11 protein-coding genes are annotated in these 17,478 nt (G+C 64.4%); 3 read left to right on the forward strand and 8 right to left on the reverse strand.

The window, feature by feature from the left end; all coding sequences use genetic code 11:
• Positions 1 to 43 precede the first annotated feature (43 nt).
• From B0G80_RS19095 to B0G80_RS19130, 6 genes are all read right to left on the reverse strand, one after another.
• The gene (locus tag B0G80_RS19095; RefSeq protein WP_091796681.1) at positions 44 to 376 is read right to left on the reverse strand and encodes a helix-turn-helix domain-containing protein; all 333 of its coding nucleotides are present in this window, start codon (positions 374 to 376) and stop codon (positions 44 to 46) included.
• 2 nt (positions 377 to 378) lie between these two features.
• Positions 379 to 717 (reverse strand): type II toxin-antitoxin system RelE/ParE family toxin, encoded by a 339-nt coding sequence (locus tag B0G80_RS19100; protein WP_116119010.1) that lies wholly within the window; start codon positions 715 to 717, stop codon positions 379 to 381.
• Between the two features lie 191 nt (positions 718 to 908).
• Complete coding sequence (aroG, locus tag B0G80_RS19105; protein WP_012431785.1) at positions 909 to 1,982, reverse strand: 3-deoxy-7-phosphoheptulonate synthase AroG; 1,074 nt, start codon at positions 1,980 to 1,982, stop codon at positions 909 to 911.
• Between the two features lie 377 nt (positions 1,983 to 2,359).
• Positions 2,360 to 3,826, reverse strand: coding sequence for a metalloprotease TldD (gene tldD, locus B0G80_RS19120; protein WP_106284500.1), 1,467 nt, complete (start codon positions 3,824 to 3,826; stop codon positions 2,360 to 2,362).
• 102 nt (positions 3,827 to 3,928) lie between these two features.
• The gene (locus tag B0G80_RS19125; RefSeq protein ID WP_116119760.1) at positions 3,929 to 4,780 is read right to left on the reverse strand and encodes a carbon-nitrogen hydrolase family protein; all 852 of its coding nucleotides are present in this window, start codon (positions 4,778 to 4,780) and stop codon (positions 3,929 to 3,931) included.
• 129 nt (positions 4,781 to 4,909) lie between these two features.
• The gene (locus tag B0G80_RS19130) at positions 4,910 to 9,100 is read right to left on the reverse strand and encodes a YhdP family protein (protein ID WP_116119762.1); all 4,191 of its coding nucleotides are present in this window, start codon (positions 9,098 to 9,100) and stop codon (positions 4,910 to 4,912) included.
• A 195-nt stretch (positions 9,101 to 9,295) separates the two neighbouring features.
• On the opposite strand from B0G80_RS19130, the gene glnE reads away from it, so the two are divergent.
• Complete coding sequence (gene glnE, locus B0G80_RS19135; protein ID WP_116119011.1) at positions 9,296 to 12,088, forward strand: bifunctional [glutamate--ammonia ligase]-adenylyl-L-tyrosine phosphorylase/[glutamate--ammonia-ligase] adenylyltransferase; 2,793 nt, start codon at positions 9,296 to 9,298, stop codon at positions 12,086 to 12,088.
• 137 nt (positions 12,089 to 12,225) lie between these two features.
• Here the strand turns inward: glnE and recN are convergent, their stop codons facing one another.
• Both recN and B0G80_RS19145 read right to left on the reverse strand, forming a co-directional pair.
• Positions 12,226 to 13,896: a DNA repair protein RecN gene (gene recN / locus B0G80_RS19140; protein WP_116119012.1), complete on the reverse strand. Its 1,671-nt coding sequence runs from the start codon at positions 13,894 to 13,896 to the stop codon at positions 12,226 to 12,228.
• 71 nt (positions 13,897 to 13,967) lie between these two features.
• Positions 13,968 to 14,870: an NAD kinase gene (locus B0G80_RS19145; protein WP_106284495.1), complete on the reverse strand. Its 903-nt coding sequence runs from the start codon at positions 14,868 to 14,870 to the stop codon at positions 13,968 to 13,970.
• A gap of 330 nt (positions 14,871 to 15,200) precedes the next feature.
• Here B0G80_RS19145 and hrcA point away from each other — a divergent pair, with 330 nt between their 5' ends.
• Both hrcA and hemH read left to right on the forward strand, forming a co-directional pair.
• Positions 15,201 to 16,220 (forward strand): heat-inducible transcriptional repressor HrcA, encoded by a 1,020-nt coding sequence (gene hrcA / locus B0G80_RS19150; RefSeq protein WP_106284494.1) that lies wholly within the window; start codon positions 15,201 to 15,203, stop codon positions 16,218 to 16,220.
• A gap of 185 nt (positions 16,221 to 16,405) precedes the next feature.
• Positions 16,406 to 17,476, forward strand: a complete 1,071-nt coding sequence (gene hemH / locus B0G80_RS19155; protein WP_116119013.1) for a ferrochelatase — start codon at positions 16,406 to 16,408, stop codon at positions 17,474 to 17,476.
• Positions 17,477 to 17,478: the final 2 nt, after the last annotated feature.

Below are 17,478 nucleotides of genomic sequence, written 5' to 3' on the forward strand. Positions count from 1 at the left end.
GCGATGACGCATGCAGCGTCACGCGCGTGACGAGTCCGACACGTTAGCCGACCGCCAGCGTGACCGGCTTGCCGATCCGGCTCATCATTTCCACCAGCGTGTCGATGGTGAACTTGGTCGTCTTCTTGTTGACCACGTCGGACACGCGCGGGCGCGACACCATCAGAATCTCGGCCGCCTCGGCCTGCTTGAGATGATGCTGCTCAATCCACGTGGACAGTTCCGTCATGAGCTGTTCCTTGAGCAGCCGCGTGTCGTTGATCTGCTTTTGCGACGCGGCGTGCAGACGCTTGGCCTCTTCAGCGGAAAAGCCGAGTTCGAGGAACAGATTGGCGCCCGGCCTGGTGACGTGACGAATTTTGGTGTCGATCGTCATTGTTAAGTTTTCCTATCGTTAATGATGGCGCGATACCGCGTTTCGGCGATCTTCCTGTCGTGCGGACCCAGCTTTTGCGTTTTCTTCTGGAAGCAATGCAGCACATACAGCGCTTCCACAAACTTGGTCACGTACATGACGCGAAAAATACCGTCTGCTTCCCTGAGGCGAATCTCGCGCGTTCCGGGGCCGATCGAGTCAAACGGTTTCCAGTCGTCTGGGTCGAGGCCTGCCTGAATCTTGCCGAGTTGGAACCCGGCTTGACGGCGCATCTCTTCGGGAAAGGCGAGTAAATCGTGATAGCTGGAGCCTAGCCAGCGAACTTCTTTTTCCTGCTCCATAGCCACCTTTCATGTACAAAATCTTATACGTAACATTCACCCCGGTCAAGTCGTATTCGACCCGGCCATGAGTTGTTACGGTACAGAGGCGGTTAAAGGAGCACCATTCGTCCGTTCGGCTAACAAAAAACCCGGCTCATCCATCGAGCCGGGTTTTCCGGTGTATCCACTGCCGCAATCAACGCGGGCTTTTAGTTGCCGCTGCCGCGTGCCACACGGCGTTGCTTGACCGCGTCGGCGAGGCCTTCGAGTACGGCAACGCTTTCGTCCCAGCCGATGCACGCGTCAGTGATGCTCTGGCCGTACGTCAGCGCGCAGCCTTCCTGCAGATCCTGGCGGCCCGCCACCAGATGCGATTCCACCATCACGCCGACAATCCGTTCGTCGCCCGAAGCAATCTGGCGGCCGATATCCGCGCACACCGGAATCTGGTTCTCGTGCTTCTTCGAGCTGTTCGCGTGGCTCGCGTCGATCATCAAACGCGCGGCAAGGCCTGCCTTGCCGATGTCAGCGCACGCGGCGTTGACGCTGTCCGCGTCGTAGTTCGGCGTCTTGCCGCCACGCAGAATGATGTGGCAATCCTCATTGCCCGCGGTCGAGACGATCGCCGAGTGGCCGCCCTTGGTGACCGACAGGAAATGGTGCGGCTGCGAAGCGGCCTTGATTGCGTCGACGGCGATCTTCACATTGCCGTCCGTGCCGTTCTTGAAGCCGACCGGGCACGACAGGCCCGAAGCCAGTTCGCGATGCACTTGCGATTCGGTGGTGCGCGCGCCGATCGCGCCCCACGAGATCAGATCGGCAATGTACTGCGGGCTGATCATGTCGAGGTATTCCGTGCCGGCCGGCAGGCCGAGTTCGTTGATGCGCAGCAGCAGCTCGCGCGCGGTGCGCAGGCCGTCGTTGATCTTGAAGCTGTTGTCCATGTGCGGGTCGTTGATGAGACCTTTCCAGCCCACGGTAGTGCGCGGCTTTTCGAAGTACACGCGCATCACGATTTCGAGCTCGCCGGCGAAGCGCTTGCGCTGCTCGATCAGACGCCCCGCATATTCCATCGCCGCTTTCGTGTCGTGGATCGAGCACGGTCCGATGATCACGATCAGCCGGTCTTCCATGCCATGCAGAATGCGATGCATCGCGGTGCGCGAGTTGTAGATCACGTCGGACACCGTTTCGTCGCAAGCGAATTCACGGATCAGGTGAGCCGGCGGCGTGAGTTCTTTCAATTCGCGGATGCGGACATCGTCGGTGTTGTGCGGGGGCATCTTGTTCTCCAATCGGTTCGTAGCGTGTTCGCGCGGGCAATCAGGTTTGCGATGAAGTAGCAATGCCAGAGCGCACGATCATCAAATTAAAGTTTCTAAGGCATGAGGCGAAAAAAAACCGCCAGGCTGGCTGGCGGTTTTTCGGGAATTCTCGGTGTCCTGCGTGCACTAACACCCCTCTCGATCCGCCAGCGGTCTGAGATGCCAAAAAAAGTAAAAATAAAACTTGGCGGACATGACGAATGAGGTCGCAGGTCAAAAAGGGTGAGTGACTTTATAACCCGGGCAGGCGGCGCTTGCAACCTGTAGGGTGCAAAAATGCGGAAAATCCGCATACTTCGCGCGATGTATGCACGAAGTATGCGTTTGCTGCGAATTCAGGCGGTGCCGCCCACGGTCATTTTCTCGATGCGCAACGTAGGTTGACCGACGCCCACCGGCACGCTTTGGCCTTCCTTGCCGCACACGCCGACGCCCGAATCGAGCTTCATGTCGTTGCCGATCATGGTCACGTATTTCAGCGACTCCGGGCCGCTGCCGATCAGCGTCGCGCCCTTCACCGGGTACGTGACCTTGCCGTTTTCGATCATGTACGCCTCGGAGGCCGAGAACACGAACTTGCCGTTGGTGATGTCGACCTGGCCGCCGCCGAAGTTCACCGCATACAGACCGTTCTTCACGGAGGCGAGGATTTCCTGCGGGTCCTTGTCGCCGTTCAGCATGTACGTGTTGGTCATGCGCGGCATCGGCAATGCCGCGTAGGATTCACGCCGAGCATTGCCCGTGACCGGCATCTTCATCAGACGCGCGTTCAGCGTGTCCTGGATGTAGCCCTTCAGAATGCCGTCTTCGATCAGCGTGGTGCACTGGGTCGGATTGCCTTCGTCGTCGATATTGAGGGAGCCGCGGCGATTCGGCAGCGTTCCGTCGTCCACCACGGTGACGCCCTTGGCGGCGACCTGTTCGCCGATGCGCCCCGCGAATGCCGACGAACCCTTGCGGTTGAAGTCGCCTTCCAGACCGTGACCGATCGCCTCGTGCAGCAGCACGCCGGGCCAGCCCGGTCCAAGCACGACGGTCATCGCGCCGGCCGGAGCCGGCCGAGCGTCGAGGTTCACCAGCGCCGCATGGACTGCGTCGTCGACATAGCCCGACAGTATGTCGTCGGTGAAATAGCCGTAGTCGAAGCGGCCACCGCCGCCGCCGCTGCCGATTTCGCGGCGGCCGTTCTGTTCGGCGATCACGGTGACCGACACGCGCACGAGCGGACGAATATCGGCCGCGAAGCCGCCGTCGCTGCGCGCGACCAGCACCACGTCGTATTCACCGGCGAGGCCGGCCATGACTTGCTGGATGCGCGGATCGCGGCCGCGCGCCATCTTTTCGATGCGCTCGAGCAGTTTGACCTTCGCGGTTGCGTCGAGCGAATGCAGCGGATCGGCGGGCAGGTACAGATCGCGTCCCGCAATGCCGGTCAGCGACGACGCCACCTTGATCTTCTGCTTGCCGCCGCCAGCCTTGCCGATCGCGCGCGTGGCGATGGCCGCCTGGCGGATCGCTTCGGGCGACAGGTCGTCCGAATAGGCGAAAGCCGTGCGGTCGCCCGACACGGCGCGCACACCGACGCCCTGGTCGATGCTGAAGCTGCCGGATTTCACAATGCCTTCTTCGAGACTCCACGCTTCGCTGCGCGTGTACTGGAAGTACAGGTCCGCGTAATCGATCTTGTGCGTGAAGATTTCGGCGAGCGTGCGGGTGAGCAGGGCTTCGTCGAGACCGTAGGGCGTCAGGAGGATGTCCTTGGCGGTGGCGAGATTACGGATACCGGGTTCGATGATGTTCATGCGAAGTATGTTCTGCTCGATACGAAGGATTCGGTTAGCGCCTCTCTCACACACTATATGAGTCGGAGGCGCCGCAGTTTCAATGTCACGCGAAAGGTTGGATCAACTGAGCACGCGATGACGCCAGGCGGGCAAACTCTGTCGCACTTCGTCGATCCGCGCACGCTCGAGATTGCCGGCGACCACGCCTGCACCCTCGTCGCGCACCGCGACGATTTCGCCCCATGGGTCGATCAGCATGCTATGACCCCACGTGCGGCGGCCATTTTCATGTTTGCCACCTTGCGCCGCGGCCAGCACGTAACACTGGTTTTCGACCGCGCGGGCGCGCAGCAGCATCTCCCAGTGCGCGCGGCCGGTGGTGTAAGTGAACGCCGACGGCACCACGATCAGCGCGCAGTCGCCCATGCGCCGGTACAGCTCCGGAAAGCGCAGATCGTAGCAGACCGACAGACCGACGCGGCCGAACGGCGCCTCGAAGGTGCGGACCTCGCCGCCGGGGCAGATGGTGCGCGCCTCGTCAAACGATTCCTCGCCCTTTTCGAAGTTGAACAGATGGATCTTGTCGTAACGCGCGGCCTCGTTGCCCTGCGGGTCGAACACCAGCGTGGTGTTCAGCACGCGCGAGGCTTCGGGCGACATCAACGGCAGCGTGCCGCCGATCACCCAGACCTGGTGGCGGCGCGCGGCGTCGGCGAGAAAGCGCTGGATGGGACCGTCCTGATAGGGCTCGCGCACGGCCAGCTTGTCCGTGTCCTTGAAGCCCATGAAGCAGAAGTATTCAGGCAGCAGGACGAGTTGCGCACCGTCGGCGGCGGCTTCGGCGATGAGGCGCCCGGCTTTGGCCAGATTGCGCTCGCGATCCGGTGTGCTCACCATTTGCAGCGCCGCGACCCGGAAAGCGCTTTCCAGAGAACCGCTGGAGACGGTTGAAGAGACGTGTGTTTCGCTCATGAGCGTTTCGAAAAACTCCCGGCAAGACGGCGGCGCGAACCGCTGACGCCGCATACGTCGTTCAAGGCTGGCTAGGGCTGCCGGCGCGCCACGGCGCCCGTCCGACCAAACAAAGGGCCGGATACAGGCTCAGTTCGCCTCCACGGTCGAAGCCGGAGCGTCCATCTTACCGCGATCGCTCTTCACCCGCTCAACGTGCGGTTTCGACCACGAACCGGTGATGGCGTAGTCGCGCGCGAACGCATGCGAGACGGTCTGGCTAAAGGCAACATCGGCCACCAGCGCGCCCAGTCCGAGCAGCGGATTGATGACCGCCGCGGCGATCACGCCGGCGCCGGCGCTGATGGTCGGTACGACATGCACGCGCAGATCCTGGGTCTCCTGAGCGAGATCGACCGAGCCTTTCATCTCGGCGCGCGCCGGCGCGGTCACCAACTCGAAGTTCTCGGTGCGGCCAATGCCGTTGCGAATCTGCGCGGTGCCGGTGACATGTTCGAACGGCAAGCCTTCGCCGATCACGTCGTGGAAATTCAGCGTCGCGAAGCGAGCGAGGCTTTGCAGGCTGAGCACGCCCAGCAGCTTGGCGACGCCTGGATCGACCTTGAGAATCTGACCGTGGCGCAGATCGACGGCCAGATTGCCGTTGAAGGTCGGATAGTCGATCCTGGTCGGGCCGCCTTGCCACACCACCTTGCCCGACAGCGAGCCGGCGCCTGCCTTGAGCGTGCGCGGTTGACCGAAGCGCTCGAGCAACGCGCCGGCGTCCTTGATGTCGAGCTTGAAATCGAACACGGTGCGGCGCGGCGTGGCTTCACCGGCGCTGTTGCCGAGTTCGGTCGAAGTGCGCCAGTTCGCAGTGGCGGTGAGCGTCGCGGCGGAGTTCGTGATGTCGAGCTTGTCGAGTTGCCAGACCGGCACGCCGTCTTCGTCGAAGTTGTGCGCGTCGACTTCGAGGCGGCCGATGTTGCGGTCGCGCACGATCAACTCGTTGACCACCAGATCGATAGACGGCATGTTCTGCGCCGGCGCCGAGATCGCCTGGCCGAGCAGGTCCTTGTCGGTGGCCGACGGAATCACCAGGCGGGCGAAGCGCGCCTGCAGCGTGCCTGGCGAATCTTTCGTCGCGCCCGGCAGCCACGACACGTGGCCCGACACCTGGTTCGAAGCGATGTTCGCCTGCCACGTGCGGTCCGCATGCGACGCGCCGACGATCACGCTGTCCCAGTGGCGCTTGAGCAGCGTCAACGTGCCGACGTGCAGCGCGAAGCGGCTCGGCAGGAATTGTGTGACGGTCGGGTTCGGCGCGACCGGCGTCGCCGCAGCGGGGGCGGGCGCTTCTTTACTGCGCATCTGTGCGATCAACGCGCGCCAGGCGTCCGCATCGAATGTGTCCAGATCGACGGCGGCGATCACGCCTTCGGACGGCAAGTCGGCCGGTTTGTTGACGCCGACCGCGCCGCGCACGACTGTCGGTGCGGTTTTTGGCTGATAACGCAGCAGATAGGTAGCGGCGACCGGGCCGAAAGTGAGATCGGCGCGCTGCAGTCCCGCTTCGCCCGGCGTGGCGGACGGGCTGACGGCGAAACGCAGCGGCATCGGCGTGCCGACCGGCTTGTTGAACGGCGCGGGGAAGTCCAGCGCGAGGCCGGTCAGATCGGAGTTTGCTCTGACTTCGGGCAGCCGTCCTTTGGCGCCGCGCACGTTGAGCGCGTAAGGCGCGCTGCCGCTCATGCGCGTCAGTACCTGCGCGGCCGGGCCATGCAGGTTGAGGCCGCGCGCCGCGTCGACGGCGATATGGCCGCCCAGGTCGAGCGCATAGGTGCCGTCCTGCTTCAAGCCGCCGTTCGCATGCAAGTCGCCGCCGAGGAATTGCCCGGAGAGCCGGTCCACCTGTGCCGTGTGCTCGGTGAAATGCACCTTCCCCTTGAGTTGCGACAGCGGCGGCGCATTGTCGACGCTCAAGCGGTTGTTCTGGAAGCCGACCGCGCCCTCCACGGCAACGTGCGGCTTCGGCGTGCGCGGCACCGTGAGCTGCAGCGCCAGAGACGCCGGCCCTTCGGCGCGCACCTTTTCGGTTTCATGCTTCGCCATGATGCCGAGCGAACTGGCGTTCACATAGTCGAGCATGTCGGCGAGCGGGCCGTGGGCATCGCCCTTGATGACGAGGCTCGACGCTCTGGTGCCGAGATCGTCGATCCTGCCGCTGACGCCCATCAGCGCGACCTGCTTGTAATGCGCCCGGTCGATGTCGAAGCGCAGCACGTTCTGCTTGAGTTCGAACACGCCGTCGATGCCGTCGAACGCCGGCCACACGTTCGGCGTGCCATTCCTCATCTTGCGCGGCGGGAAAGGCGTCGGATCGAACTTGCCGCCCTTGAACGGCGCAACGATATGGAACAGCCCGGCGTCCGGATCGCGCGAGTAGGGGAACTTGGTCAGATCGCCGTGAATCTCGATAGTCGCGCCGTGTGACATACCGGCCTGCAAGCCGTGGCCGAGATAGATGCGCAGCTTCTCGCTAATGCTGGTGGGCAGATAGCGGACGATACGTGCCACCTGTGCGCGCTGGAAGTCGGCTTTCAGATCGAGCGAGCCGCGTCCGTGGCCGGGATTGCTGTAGTCGGCGGAGGCGGTGGCCGCGACGTCGGCGTTCGAGACGCCGAAATCGGCCAGCTTCACGGTGAAGGCCGGGCGGTTTTCGCCCGGCTTCTTCGGCGTGATGGTCCAGTCGGCGCGGCCATGCAGATAGTCGAGCTTCAGCCGCGGATCGTCGAACACGCCCGGCAGGGTGATGGCGACATTGGAGGTGTCGAGCAGAGCGGTACCGCGGGTCTCGTCGGCATCCACCTTGCCCCATAGATTCTCGATGCCGGGAATGCCTGCGCGCGGGTGGTTCCGCAGCGTGAGCCCCGGCGGCGGTTCCTGAGCGGCGACGCTGATGCCCTGTAGATCGCCCTTGAAACGATAATGCTCGATCGGTTCGGCGCCGCTCGGGTAACGGTCGCTGCCTGCTTCGCCGGATTCCGGCTTGCCGCGCTCGACTTCGATCACATAATTGGCGACCAGACCGCGCGGACTGAAACGCACGAGATTGTTCAGCAGGCGTCGCGGCAGCGGCAACGCGCGGCTGAATTCGGCGAGGATGCCCAGGTCGACGCGGTCGCCGTTCACGCTGACGAGTTGCCCGTGCTGCTGCGAGGCGGTCCGGTAGCGCCCATTGAGCGTGGCGAACGCGAGCGTGCGGGTGAGCGGCGTGCCGTCGTCGAGCGGCGGCTGGCCGAGTTCGGCACGCAGATCGGTCAGTTGCAGTTTGTAGTCGCTCTGGTCGGCTTCGAGACGCCACGAAAAATTGGCGACCGGCACCAGCAGCTTCGGCTGGGTCGGCCGCACTCGCAGGGCGACGTCGGTGCCGGCAAGTTGGCCGCCCGCCGACGTCATGCGGCCCTCGGCGAAGTCGATCCAGATGGCGTTGTCGATACGGCCGGCAAACGTCTCGATCGGGAAATTGACGTAGCGCGCGAGCGTCGGCAGATCGACCGGGCCAGTCGAGACGTACACCTGGCCGGTCCAGTTGATCGGCTTGCCGATCGCGGAGAGTGGCGCGTGTCTGAAGCGCGTGCGGAAATCGAGCGGGCCGTGCAGGACCTGGCCGTCGGCAGGTGCCTGCAGCGCGAGCCGGTGATCGTAGCCGTCATTGAGGATCGCAATACGGATGTCGCGCAGCGCCAGCTCGGGCGCGTCATGTTGCGCGTCGCGCCAGCGCAGCGCGCCGCCGCGCACTACGATCGCCTGCTGACGCAGCAACCAGGTGGATAACGTGTCGTTGCCGCTGTGACGCGTCGGCACCGGCACGCCCGCCACCGAGAGCACGCCGTCGCTGCTGCGCGACACCAGCACGTCCGGCTGATCGACAATCAGACTGGAGAGCGCGGGATGAAACTGCCAGAGCGAGCGCCACGAGAGCGTGGCGGTGGCGTGCGGGATCGTCAGCGCGGCTTTGCCTTCGTGATCGCGGATGACCAGGTCGGTGACGTCGAGGCCCGGCTGGAAGCCGCTCCAGTGGGGCGCGAGCTTGCCGATGGTGAATTGCGTACGCAGCTTTTCGGAAACGGTCGCTTCGATGCGCGGCCGGAATGAGTCCACGCGCGGCAGCACCACATAGCGCAAGCCGAGCAACAGACCCATCGCAATGAAGTACAGGACGAGCGCGAGCACGAGAACCACGTGCAGGATCCGACGCAGCACGACGTGGTCGTTGCCGCTCACAGGCCGGACCTGCACGGTTTCGTGCGGGTCGGCGGATTCGTTTCGCTCGGACATGCTGCGGCGGGTGGGCGTATGGTAGTTTTGCGAATTAACGACGAAATGTAACACACGGGAAAGCGTAGGCGGACCTCCTGCAAACCCTGTCTGCATGCCGTCTTGCGACTTGCGGGAGGCGGCCGCGACCGCCGCAACCGTGTACTACTGCGAACTGAACCACGCTGATCAAGCAACGAGCGAGCCAGACCTTTGATGACTGACGCCACTCTCCTGAGTTCCAACTATTCACACTACGCGGCGCGCGCTGCGACCGCCCGTCCGCAACTCGTGGCGCGGGTCGCGGCGCTTGCGTCCGCGCCGCTGACGCGCGAGCGTATCGACGCCCGTTTCGACGCTTTGTGCGCCGAGGCGGCCGGCGCAACCGACGCGCCGCTAAACGAAGATGCACTCAAACGGGCCTTGCGCCAATTGCGCACCGAGGTCTTTTGCGCCGTGATGGAGCGCGATCTGGCGGGCGAGGCGGATGTTGCGGAAGTGACCGGCGCGATGACCGACCTCGCGGAGACGACGATCCAGCGCGCGCTCGCCGTCCTGTCGGCGGAACTCGAAACGCTATACGGCGAGCCGCGCGGGCCGCAAGGCGAACGGCTCTCGCTCGGCGTGGTGGGCATGGGCAAGCTCGGCGGGCGCGAACTGAACGTGTCGTCGGATATCGACCTGATCTTCATTTATGAAGAGGACGGCGAGACCGCGGGCGGCCAGCGTTCGCCGATCGCCGCGCAGGACTTTTTCACACGCCTCGGCAAGCGCCTGATCGGCGCCCTCGCCGAAATAACCGGTGACGGCTACGTATTTCGGGTCGATATGCGGCTGCGGCCAAACGGCGACTCCGGGCCGCTCGTGTGCAGTCTCGGCATGCTCGAAGAGTATTTCTATGTGCAAGGCCGAGAGTGGGAGCGCTACGCCTGGATCAAAGGGCGCCTCGTGTCCGAAGGCGCGAGCGATGCGGCGCAACGGCTGCAGAAGCAACTCGACGCGATCGTCACGCCGTTCGTCTACCGCCGCTATCTCGACTTCGGCGTGATCAGCGCGATTCGCGCGCTGCATCTGCAGATTCGCCAGGAGGCGCAGCGGCGCGCGTCGATGCGGCCCGACAAGGCCGACGACATCAAGCTCGGGCGGGGCGGCATCCGCGAAATCGAATTCAGCGCGCAGGTGTTCCAGTTGATCCGTGGCGGCCAGGACGCCGGCTTCCGCGTGCGGCCAACACTGGCGGTGCTGCGTCACGCGGCCACGCATGGGCTGCTCGATACGTCGGTCTGCGTGAAGCTCTCGCAGGCCTATCGTTTCCTGCGCGAACTCGAGCACCGGCTGCAATACCGCAACGACGCGCAGACCCATGCGATGCCGGTCGATCCGGAGGAACGATCGGCGCTCGCCCACGCGATGGGCTGCGACGACTACGCCTCACTAATGACGAAGCTGGACGCCCATCGCGAATTCGTCGAACAGCAGTTCGACCAGATTTTCGCCGACAAAGTGAACGGCCGCGATGGCTGTGGCGCACCCGAAGACGGCGCCGCCGCGTGGGTCTGGAGCAGCGCGCTCGCCGACGACAGCGCCGACGAAGCCCTGCGGGCACGCCTCGTCGAACTTGGCGTGGCCGAGCCGGGCGAACTGCTCGCGCGGCTGCGCGCGATCTGGCAGTCGTCGCGTTACGCGGGGCTTGCCGAGCGCAGCCGGCAACGCTTCGACATCGTCGCGCAACGGGCGCTCGAAGCCGCGCGCACGTTGGAGCCCGCGGAGCGCCGGGCCGATACCGTGGCGCGCTTCTTCGACCTGCTCGAAGCGGTGAGCCGGCGCGGCGCGTATCTCGCCCTGCTGACCGAATATCCGCAAGCGCTGCATCGTGTGCTGTCAGTGCTTGGCGCTTCGCGTTGGGCAGCGGGCTATCTGATCCGCCATCCGCAATTGCTGGATGAATTGCTGGACGATGAAGCGATCAATAGCCCGTTCGACTGGCCCGAGTTCAAACGCACGCTGCGCCTGCGTCTGGCCGCGGCGGACGGCGTCGAGCAGCAGATGGATCTGCTACGTCATGCCCACCAGGCCGAGGTGTTTCGCATTCTGTTAATCGATCTGGCCGGCAAGCTGAGTGTCGAGCACGTGAGCGACCGGCTGTCCGAACTCGCCGACGCCGTGCTCGACGTCACGCTCCAGGCCGTCTGGAACCAGTTGCCGAAACGCCACCGCGAGGTGCCGCGTTTCGCGGTGATCGCGTACGGCAAGCTGGGCGGCAAGGAACTGGGCTATGCGTCCGACCTCGACCTCATCTTCCTCTACGACGACCCCGACGATGCCGCAGCCGACGTCTATTCAACCTACACCCGTCGCCTGATCACCTGGCTGACAACCGCGACCGGCGCCGGCACATTGTTCGACGTCGACTTGCGTTTGCGGCCGAACGGCGAGTCTGGTCTGCTCGTCACGGATCTGGACGCATTCCGCCGCTACCAGTTGCGCGAGGGCGACGCCGCCAATACGGCGTGGGTCTGGGAACACCAGGCGTTGAGCCGCGCGCGCTACTGCGCGGGCGACGCCGAAATCGGCGCCAAGTTCGAGGCGATCCGCGAACAGGTACTGACCACGCCGCGCGAAGCGGCGCCGCTCATGAAAGAGATCGTCGAGATGCGCGCGCGCGTCGAAGCCGGGCATCTGAACCACACGGCGCTGTTCGACCTGAAGCACGATAGCGGCGGGATGGTGGATATCGAATTCACCGTGCAGTACTGGGTGTTGCTGCACGCGGCGAGCGATCCCGAATTGATCCGCAATACCGGCAACATCGCGTTGCTGCGGGAAGTGTCGCGCTTCGGCCTGATGAGCGAGGCGGAAGCGGAGACGGTCGGCGCGGCGTATCGCACATACCGCAAGTTGCAGCACCAGCTGCGGCTGGATGGAATGGAGAAGGCGCGGGTCGAGCCGGCGCTGGTGGCTAAGGAGCGCGAAGCGGTGCTGGGCTTGTGGAAACGCGTGTTTGGCTGAGGGTTGATGGCAGGTTCGCAGTTTGTGCGAGCGGATTGTGCAGCTCGATGCTTTGGATGGCGGTGCGAGCGAACTCGTGGCGTTCGCTCTCCGAAACGGCATGAAGGGTGGCGAGACATCCGCCAGCCAACGAACAGCTACGCCGCCAGCATTTCCTTCGCATGCTTGCGCGTGGTCGGCGTGATCTCCAAACCGCCGAGCATGCGCGCGACTTCTTCGACGCGGCTCGCCTTGTCGAGCGAGGTCACGCTGCTGACCGTGCCGCCTTTGCCGTTCCCCGCTTTCGCCACCTGGAAGTGATGGTCGCCGCGCGCGGCCACTTGCGGCAAGTGCGTCACACACAACACCTGACGCTGCTGGCCGAGCTGATGCAGAAGCCGCCCGACTACTTCGGCGACGCCCCCGCCGATGCCCGTGTCCACTTCGTCGAAGATCAGCGTGGGCGTCGGGCTGGCGGCACTGGCAATGACCGCGAGCGCGAGGCTGATCCGCGCCAGTTCCCCGCCTGAGGCGACTTTCGCGAGCGGCCGCAGCGGCACGCCGGCATGACCGGCGACGCGGAACTCGACCTGTTCGAGCCCATGCGCGCCGCCTTCGGGCAGCGGCACCAATGCGACTTCGAAGCTGCCGCCTTTCATCGACAGTTCCTGCATGCCGGTTGTGACCGCCGCGCCCAGCGCCTTGCCGGCCTTGGCGCGCGCCTTCGAAAGTTTCTTCGCTTCGGTCAGGAAAGCTTCCTTGGCCCTGGCTTCGGCGGCATGCAGGCTGTCGAGGTCGGCGGCCGCGTCGAGCGCGGCCAGTTGCGCGCGACGCGCCTCGTGTTCCTCAGGCAGCGTTTCCGGCTGCAGACGAAACTTGCGCGCTGCCGAGTGCAACGCGTCCAGACGCTTTTCGACTTGCGCGAGCCGGTCCGGATCGAGTTCGAGCTTTTGCGCGTAGTGGCTCAGCGAATAAGCCGCTTCCTGCAACTGGATTTCGGCGGGTTCCAGCGCGGCCAGCACGTCGTTCAAGGCCGGATCGATCTCCGCCAGATCGCGCACCTTCGAGACGATCGAGGCCAGATGCGTGATCATCGCCTCGTCCGATTCGGACAGCGCGCCGAGCGCGCCTTGCACACCGTCGATCAGATTGGCCGAATGCGACAGCCGCCGGTGCTCGGCGTTGACTTCTTCCCACTCGCCCGGTTGCGGCGCGAGCTTGTCCAGTTCAGTGAGTTGCCAGGCGAGACGCTCGCGTTCGAGTTGCAGTTCACGGTCGCGCGTTTGCGCGTGCTCGACCGCCTGAATCTTCTCGCGCCACGCACGCCATGCCCGTGTGACGCTTGCCGCGGTGTCCGACAGGCCCGCGTGGGTGTCGAACAGTTCGCGCTGCGCGTCGGGACGCATCAGCAATTGGTGCGCGTGCTGGCCATGAATATCCACCAGCATTTCGCCGACCTCGCGCAACTGCGCGAGCGTCGCCGGGGTGCCGTTGATAAAGGCTCGCGAGCGGCCGTTGGCATCCACCACGCGCCGCAGCATGACCGTGCCGCCATGATGGCCGTCGTCGCCGGTCGTGCCGAGCGCCTGCTCGTCGAGCCATTGCTCGACCTGCGCATGAGTCTCGAATTCCGCGGTGATGTCGGCGCGGCTTTCGCCGGTGCGCACGACGTTCGCATCGGCGCGCGCGCCGAGCGCGAGCGCCAGCGCGTCGATCAGGATCGACTTGCCGGCGCCGGTTTCGCCGGAGAAAACAGTAAAGCCGCTGTCGAATTCGAGATCGAGCGCGGCGACGATGACGAAGTCGCGTATCGAGAGGTGGCGAAGCATGGAGGTCGTCTGGTGAGCTTGATGTTCGGGTTTCGGCCGCGGCGGCGTTCGCGTTCCGGATTTCTTGCCGCTCAGGGCTTGGGATCTTCTTCGTGCGACGGGTATTCGTTCCAGTGCAGCTTCTTGCGCAACGTGGTGAAGAAGCTGTAGCCGACCGGATGCAGCATCGGCACCGTATGACGCGAGCGGCGCACTTCGATCGTGTCGCCCAATTCGAGCGAGGTGAACGACTGCATGTCGAAATTGACGTTCACTTCGCGCCCGGAAACGATCTGGATGCTCACCTTCGAGTCGTCCGGCAGCACGATCGGCCGGTTCGACAGCGCGTGCGGCGCGATCGGCACCAGCACGATACCTTGCAATTGCGGATGCAGAATCGGCCCTTGCGACGACAGCGCATAAGCGGTCGAACCGGTGGGCGTGGCCACGATCAGGCCGTCCGAGCGCTGGTTGTACATGAAGCGGCCGTCCACCGAGACATGCAGCTCCGCCATGCCCGAGAAGCCGCTGCGGTTGACCACCACGTCGTTGAAAGCGAGCGCGTGATAGATTGGATTGCCGCCGCGCATGATGCGCGCTTCGAGCAGCACACGTTCTTCGCGCTCGAAATTGCCCGACAGCATTTGCGGCACGATCTCGCGCATGTCGGAGATCGGGATGTCGGTAATGAAGCCGAGCCGCCCGTGGTTGATGCCGATCAACGGCGTGCGGTACGGCGCCAGCTGGCGGCCGATGCCGAGCATGGTGCCGTCGCCGCCCAGCACGACCGCAACGTCGGCGCGCGCGCCGATCTCGGCGGGACGCAGCGCCGGATAGTCGGTCACGCCGATCTCGGCGGCGGTGTCGGCTTCGAATACGATCTCGAAGCCGCGCTTCGCGATGCACGAGGCGAGCGCGGTCAACGGCTCGGCGATGCCCGGCGTGTTGTTGCGCCCGACGAGCGCGACGGTCTTGAACTGGCTGGTCACTTGCATGCCGGCATTACACCATAGGTAGGGCCTGAAAAGAACCGCAGACAGACCCGGTAGCGGGCCGGCGCGCGCGGGCTGTCAGCACATCTCGCGATTGTCGTTAGAATGGTGAAGCCTTGATGACACGTGCGCCGGTTAAAGTGCGGCGGGGTGCCGGCAGCCGGGCCGCCCAGAAGGTGGCTCGCAAGGCGGTCGGCAAAGCGCCGGGCGGAACGCCGGCTCGCAGGCCGGACCGGAGGCAGAGCGCCGCTTTGGCAAACGGCGGCGCGTTCGTCAGGGATGAGCGCCCCTAGCGCTCGCGGTAGTCGTGCCATTGAGCTAAAATTTTCCCTCATGCTAGATCCTCGCGCACAAACCCTCCTCAAAACGCTGATCGAGCGCTACATCGCCGAAGGTCAGCCGGTCGGCTCGCGCACGTTGTCGCGCTATTCGGGCCTCGAACTGAGTCCCGCGACGATCCGCAACGTGATGTCCGACCTCGAGGACCTGGGGCTCGTGATCAGTCCGCATACTTCCGCGGGCCGCATTCCCACACCGCGCGGTTACCGGCTGTTCGTGGACACCATGCTCACCGTGGAGTCCGCCGCGGACGAAGAAGCCGTGACGCGTACGGTCAAGACTACGCTGCAGGCAGGCGAGCCGCAGAAAATCGTTGCGGCGGCGGCCAGCGTGCTGTCCAACCTGTCGCAGTTCGCCGGGGTGGTGCTCACGCCGCGGCGCAGCCACGTGTTCAAGCAGATCGAGTTCATGCGTTTGTCGGACAAGCGCATTCTGCTGATCATCGTGACGCCGGAAGGCGACGTGCAGAACCGCATCATGGCGACTCAGCGCGACTTCTCGCCCTCGCAACTGGTCGAAGCCTCCAACTACATCAACGCACACTTCGCGGGCCTTTCGTTCGACGACGTGCGGCGCCGTCTGCGCGAAGAAATCGACGAACTGCGCGGCGACATGACCACCCTCATGCACGCCGCCGTCACGGCCAGCACGGACGAATCGGACACGGGCGAAACCGTGCTGATTTCCGGCGAGCGCAATCTGCTCGAAGTGGCCGACCTTTCGTCGGACATGGCGCGCTTGCGCAAGCTGTTCGATGTGTTCGATCAAAAAACCAGTCTCCTTCAGTTGCTCGACGTGTCGAGTCACGCGGCGGGCGTGCAGATTTTCATCGGCGGCGAGTCGAATCTCGTACCGATCGAGGAAATGAGCGTAGTCACCGCGCCGTACGAGGTGAACGGCAAGATCGTCGGCACGCTCGGCGTGATCGGGCCGACCCGCATGGCCTACAACCGCGTGATCCCGATTGTGGATATCACCGCGCGCCTGCTTTCGCTGACCCTCAGCCAGCAGTAGACGGCTTCGACTCCTGGCCGCAGCCGCGTCTGGCTGCTGCTCCTGCTGCAAATAATGCGTGACGGCGCGCGGCTTGCCAATTGGCCGAATGGCCAGGGGTGTCCGGCGGACTGGTGCGTGAACCGCGCCGCTATAATGAATCCCACCTGAACTGACTCTCCGCCAACACCGGTGCTTTGCTGCCTATGCGCTTCGACCTCGAGCGGCCCTCACAAAACGCTACGTCACACCGTGTCGCCGTGCTGCTGATCAATCTCGGCACGCCCGACGCGCCGACGCCGCGCGCGGTACGCCGCTATCTCGCGCAGTTTCTGTCCGATCCGCGCGTAGTCGAAATTCCGGCGCTGCTCTGGCAGATCATCCTGCGGTTGCTGATTTTGCCGATTCGGGGCGTCGCCTCCGCCAAGAAATACGCTGCGGTGTGGATGCCGGAGGGCTCGCCGCTGCGCGTTCACACGGAAAAGCAGGTGGAAGGCCTGCGCCATCTGTTGCAATTGAATGACTACACCGTGCTGGTCGATTACGCGATGCGGTATGGCACGCCGGGTATCCCGGCCATGCTGAACCAGCTCAAGCTGGCGGGCGCCGAGCGCGTGCTGTTGATGCCCATGTATCCGCAGTACTCGTCCTCGACCACCGCCACCGCGTTCGACGACGCCTTTTCGGCGCTCAAGCGCATGCGCAATCAGCCGGAAATTCGCACGGTGCGCCAGTACGCCGATCATCCGGCCTACATTGCGGCGCTTGCCGCCCAGGTGCATCACTACTGGCATCAGCATGGCCGGCCGGATTTCGCGGCGGGCGACAAGCTGGTGCTGAGTTTCCACGGGGTGCCCAAGCGCACGCTGGATCTCGGCGACCCGTACCACGAGCAATGCCAGCAGACCGGCGCGCTGTTGATGCAGGCGCTCGAACTGACGCAGGTGGAATGCCGTATCACGTTCCAGTCGCGCTTTGGCAAGGCCGAATGGCTGCAGCCGTACACGGCGCCCACGTTGAAGGAACTGGGCGCGGCGGGCGTTCGGCGCGCCGACGTGTTCTGTCCGGGCTTCACGGCTGATTGCCTTGAAACGATCGAAGAAATCGGCATGGAAGTGCGCGACGAATTCCTCCATGCAGGCGGCAAGGATTTCCATCGCATTCCTTGCCTGAATGCCTCGCAGGCGTGGATTGCCGCGCTCGGCGAAATCGTTGCGCAGAACCTGCAAGGCTGGCCTGTGCAGGCGTTGCCGGTGCCGCATACGACAGGAGCTTGAAC

It is taken from the genome of Paraburkholderia sp. BL6669N2 (assembly GCF_003387275.1).
Classification (GTDB): domain Bacteria; phylum Pseudomonadota; class Gammaproteobacteria; order Burkholderiales; family Burkholderiaceae; genus Paraburkholderia.

What these genes read in the sequence shown, in the direction of transcription:
- B0G80_RS19095 (WP_091796681.1), bottom strand. Translation starts at nt 376, where the DNA reads ATGACGATCGACACCAAAATTCGTCACGTCACCAGGCCGGGCGCCAAT.
- B0G80_RS19100 (WP_116119010.1), bottom strand. Translation starts at nt 717, where the DNA reads ATGGAGCAGGAAAAAGAAGTTCGCTGGCTAGGCTCCAGCTATCACGAT.
- aroG (WP_012431785.1), bottom strand. Translation starts at nt 1,982, where the DNA reads ATGCCCCCGCACAACACCGACGATGTCCGCATCCGCGAATTGAAAGAA.
- tldD (WP_106284500.1), bottom strand. Translation starts at nt 3,826, where the DNA reads ATGAACATCATCGAACCCGGTATCCGTAATCTCGCCACCGCCAAGGAC.
- B0G80_RS19125 (WP_116119760.1), bottom strand. Translation starts at nt 4,780, where the DNA reads ATGAGCGAAACACACGTCTCTTCAACCGTCTCCAGCGGTTCTCTGGAA.
- B0G80_RS19130 (WP_116119762.1), bottom strand. Translation starts at nt 9,100, where the DNA reads ATGTCCGAGCGAAACGAATCCGCCGACCCGCACGAAACCGTGCAGGTC.
- glnE (WP_116119011.1), top strand. Translation starts at nt 9,296, where the DNA reads ATGACTGACGCCACTCTCCTGAGTTCCAACTATTCACACTACGCGGCG.
- recN (WP_116119012.1), bottom strand. Translation starts at nt 13,896, where the DNA reads ATGCTTCGCCACCTCTCGATACGCGACTTCGTCATCGTCGCCGCGCTC.
- B0G80_RS19145 (WP_106284495.1), bottom strand. Translation starts at nt 14,870, where the DNA reads ATGCAAGTGACCAGCCAGTTCAAGACCGTCGCGCTCGTCGGGCGCAAC.
- hrcA (WP_106284494.1), top strand. Translation starts at nt 15,201, where the DNA reads ATGCTAGATCCTCGCGCACAAACCCTCCTCAAAACGCTGATCGAGCGC.
- hemH (WP_116119013.1), top strand. Translation starts at nt 16,406, where the DNA reads ATGCGCTTCGACCTCGAGCGGCCCTCACAAAACGCTACGTCACACCGT.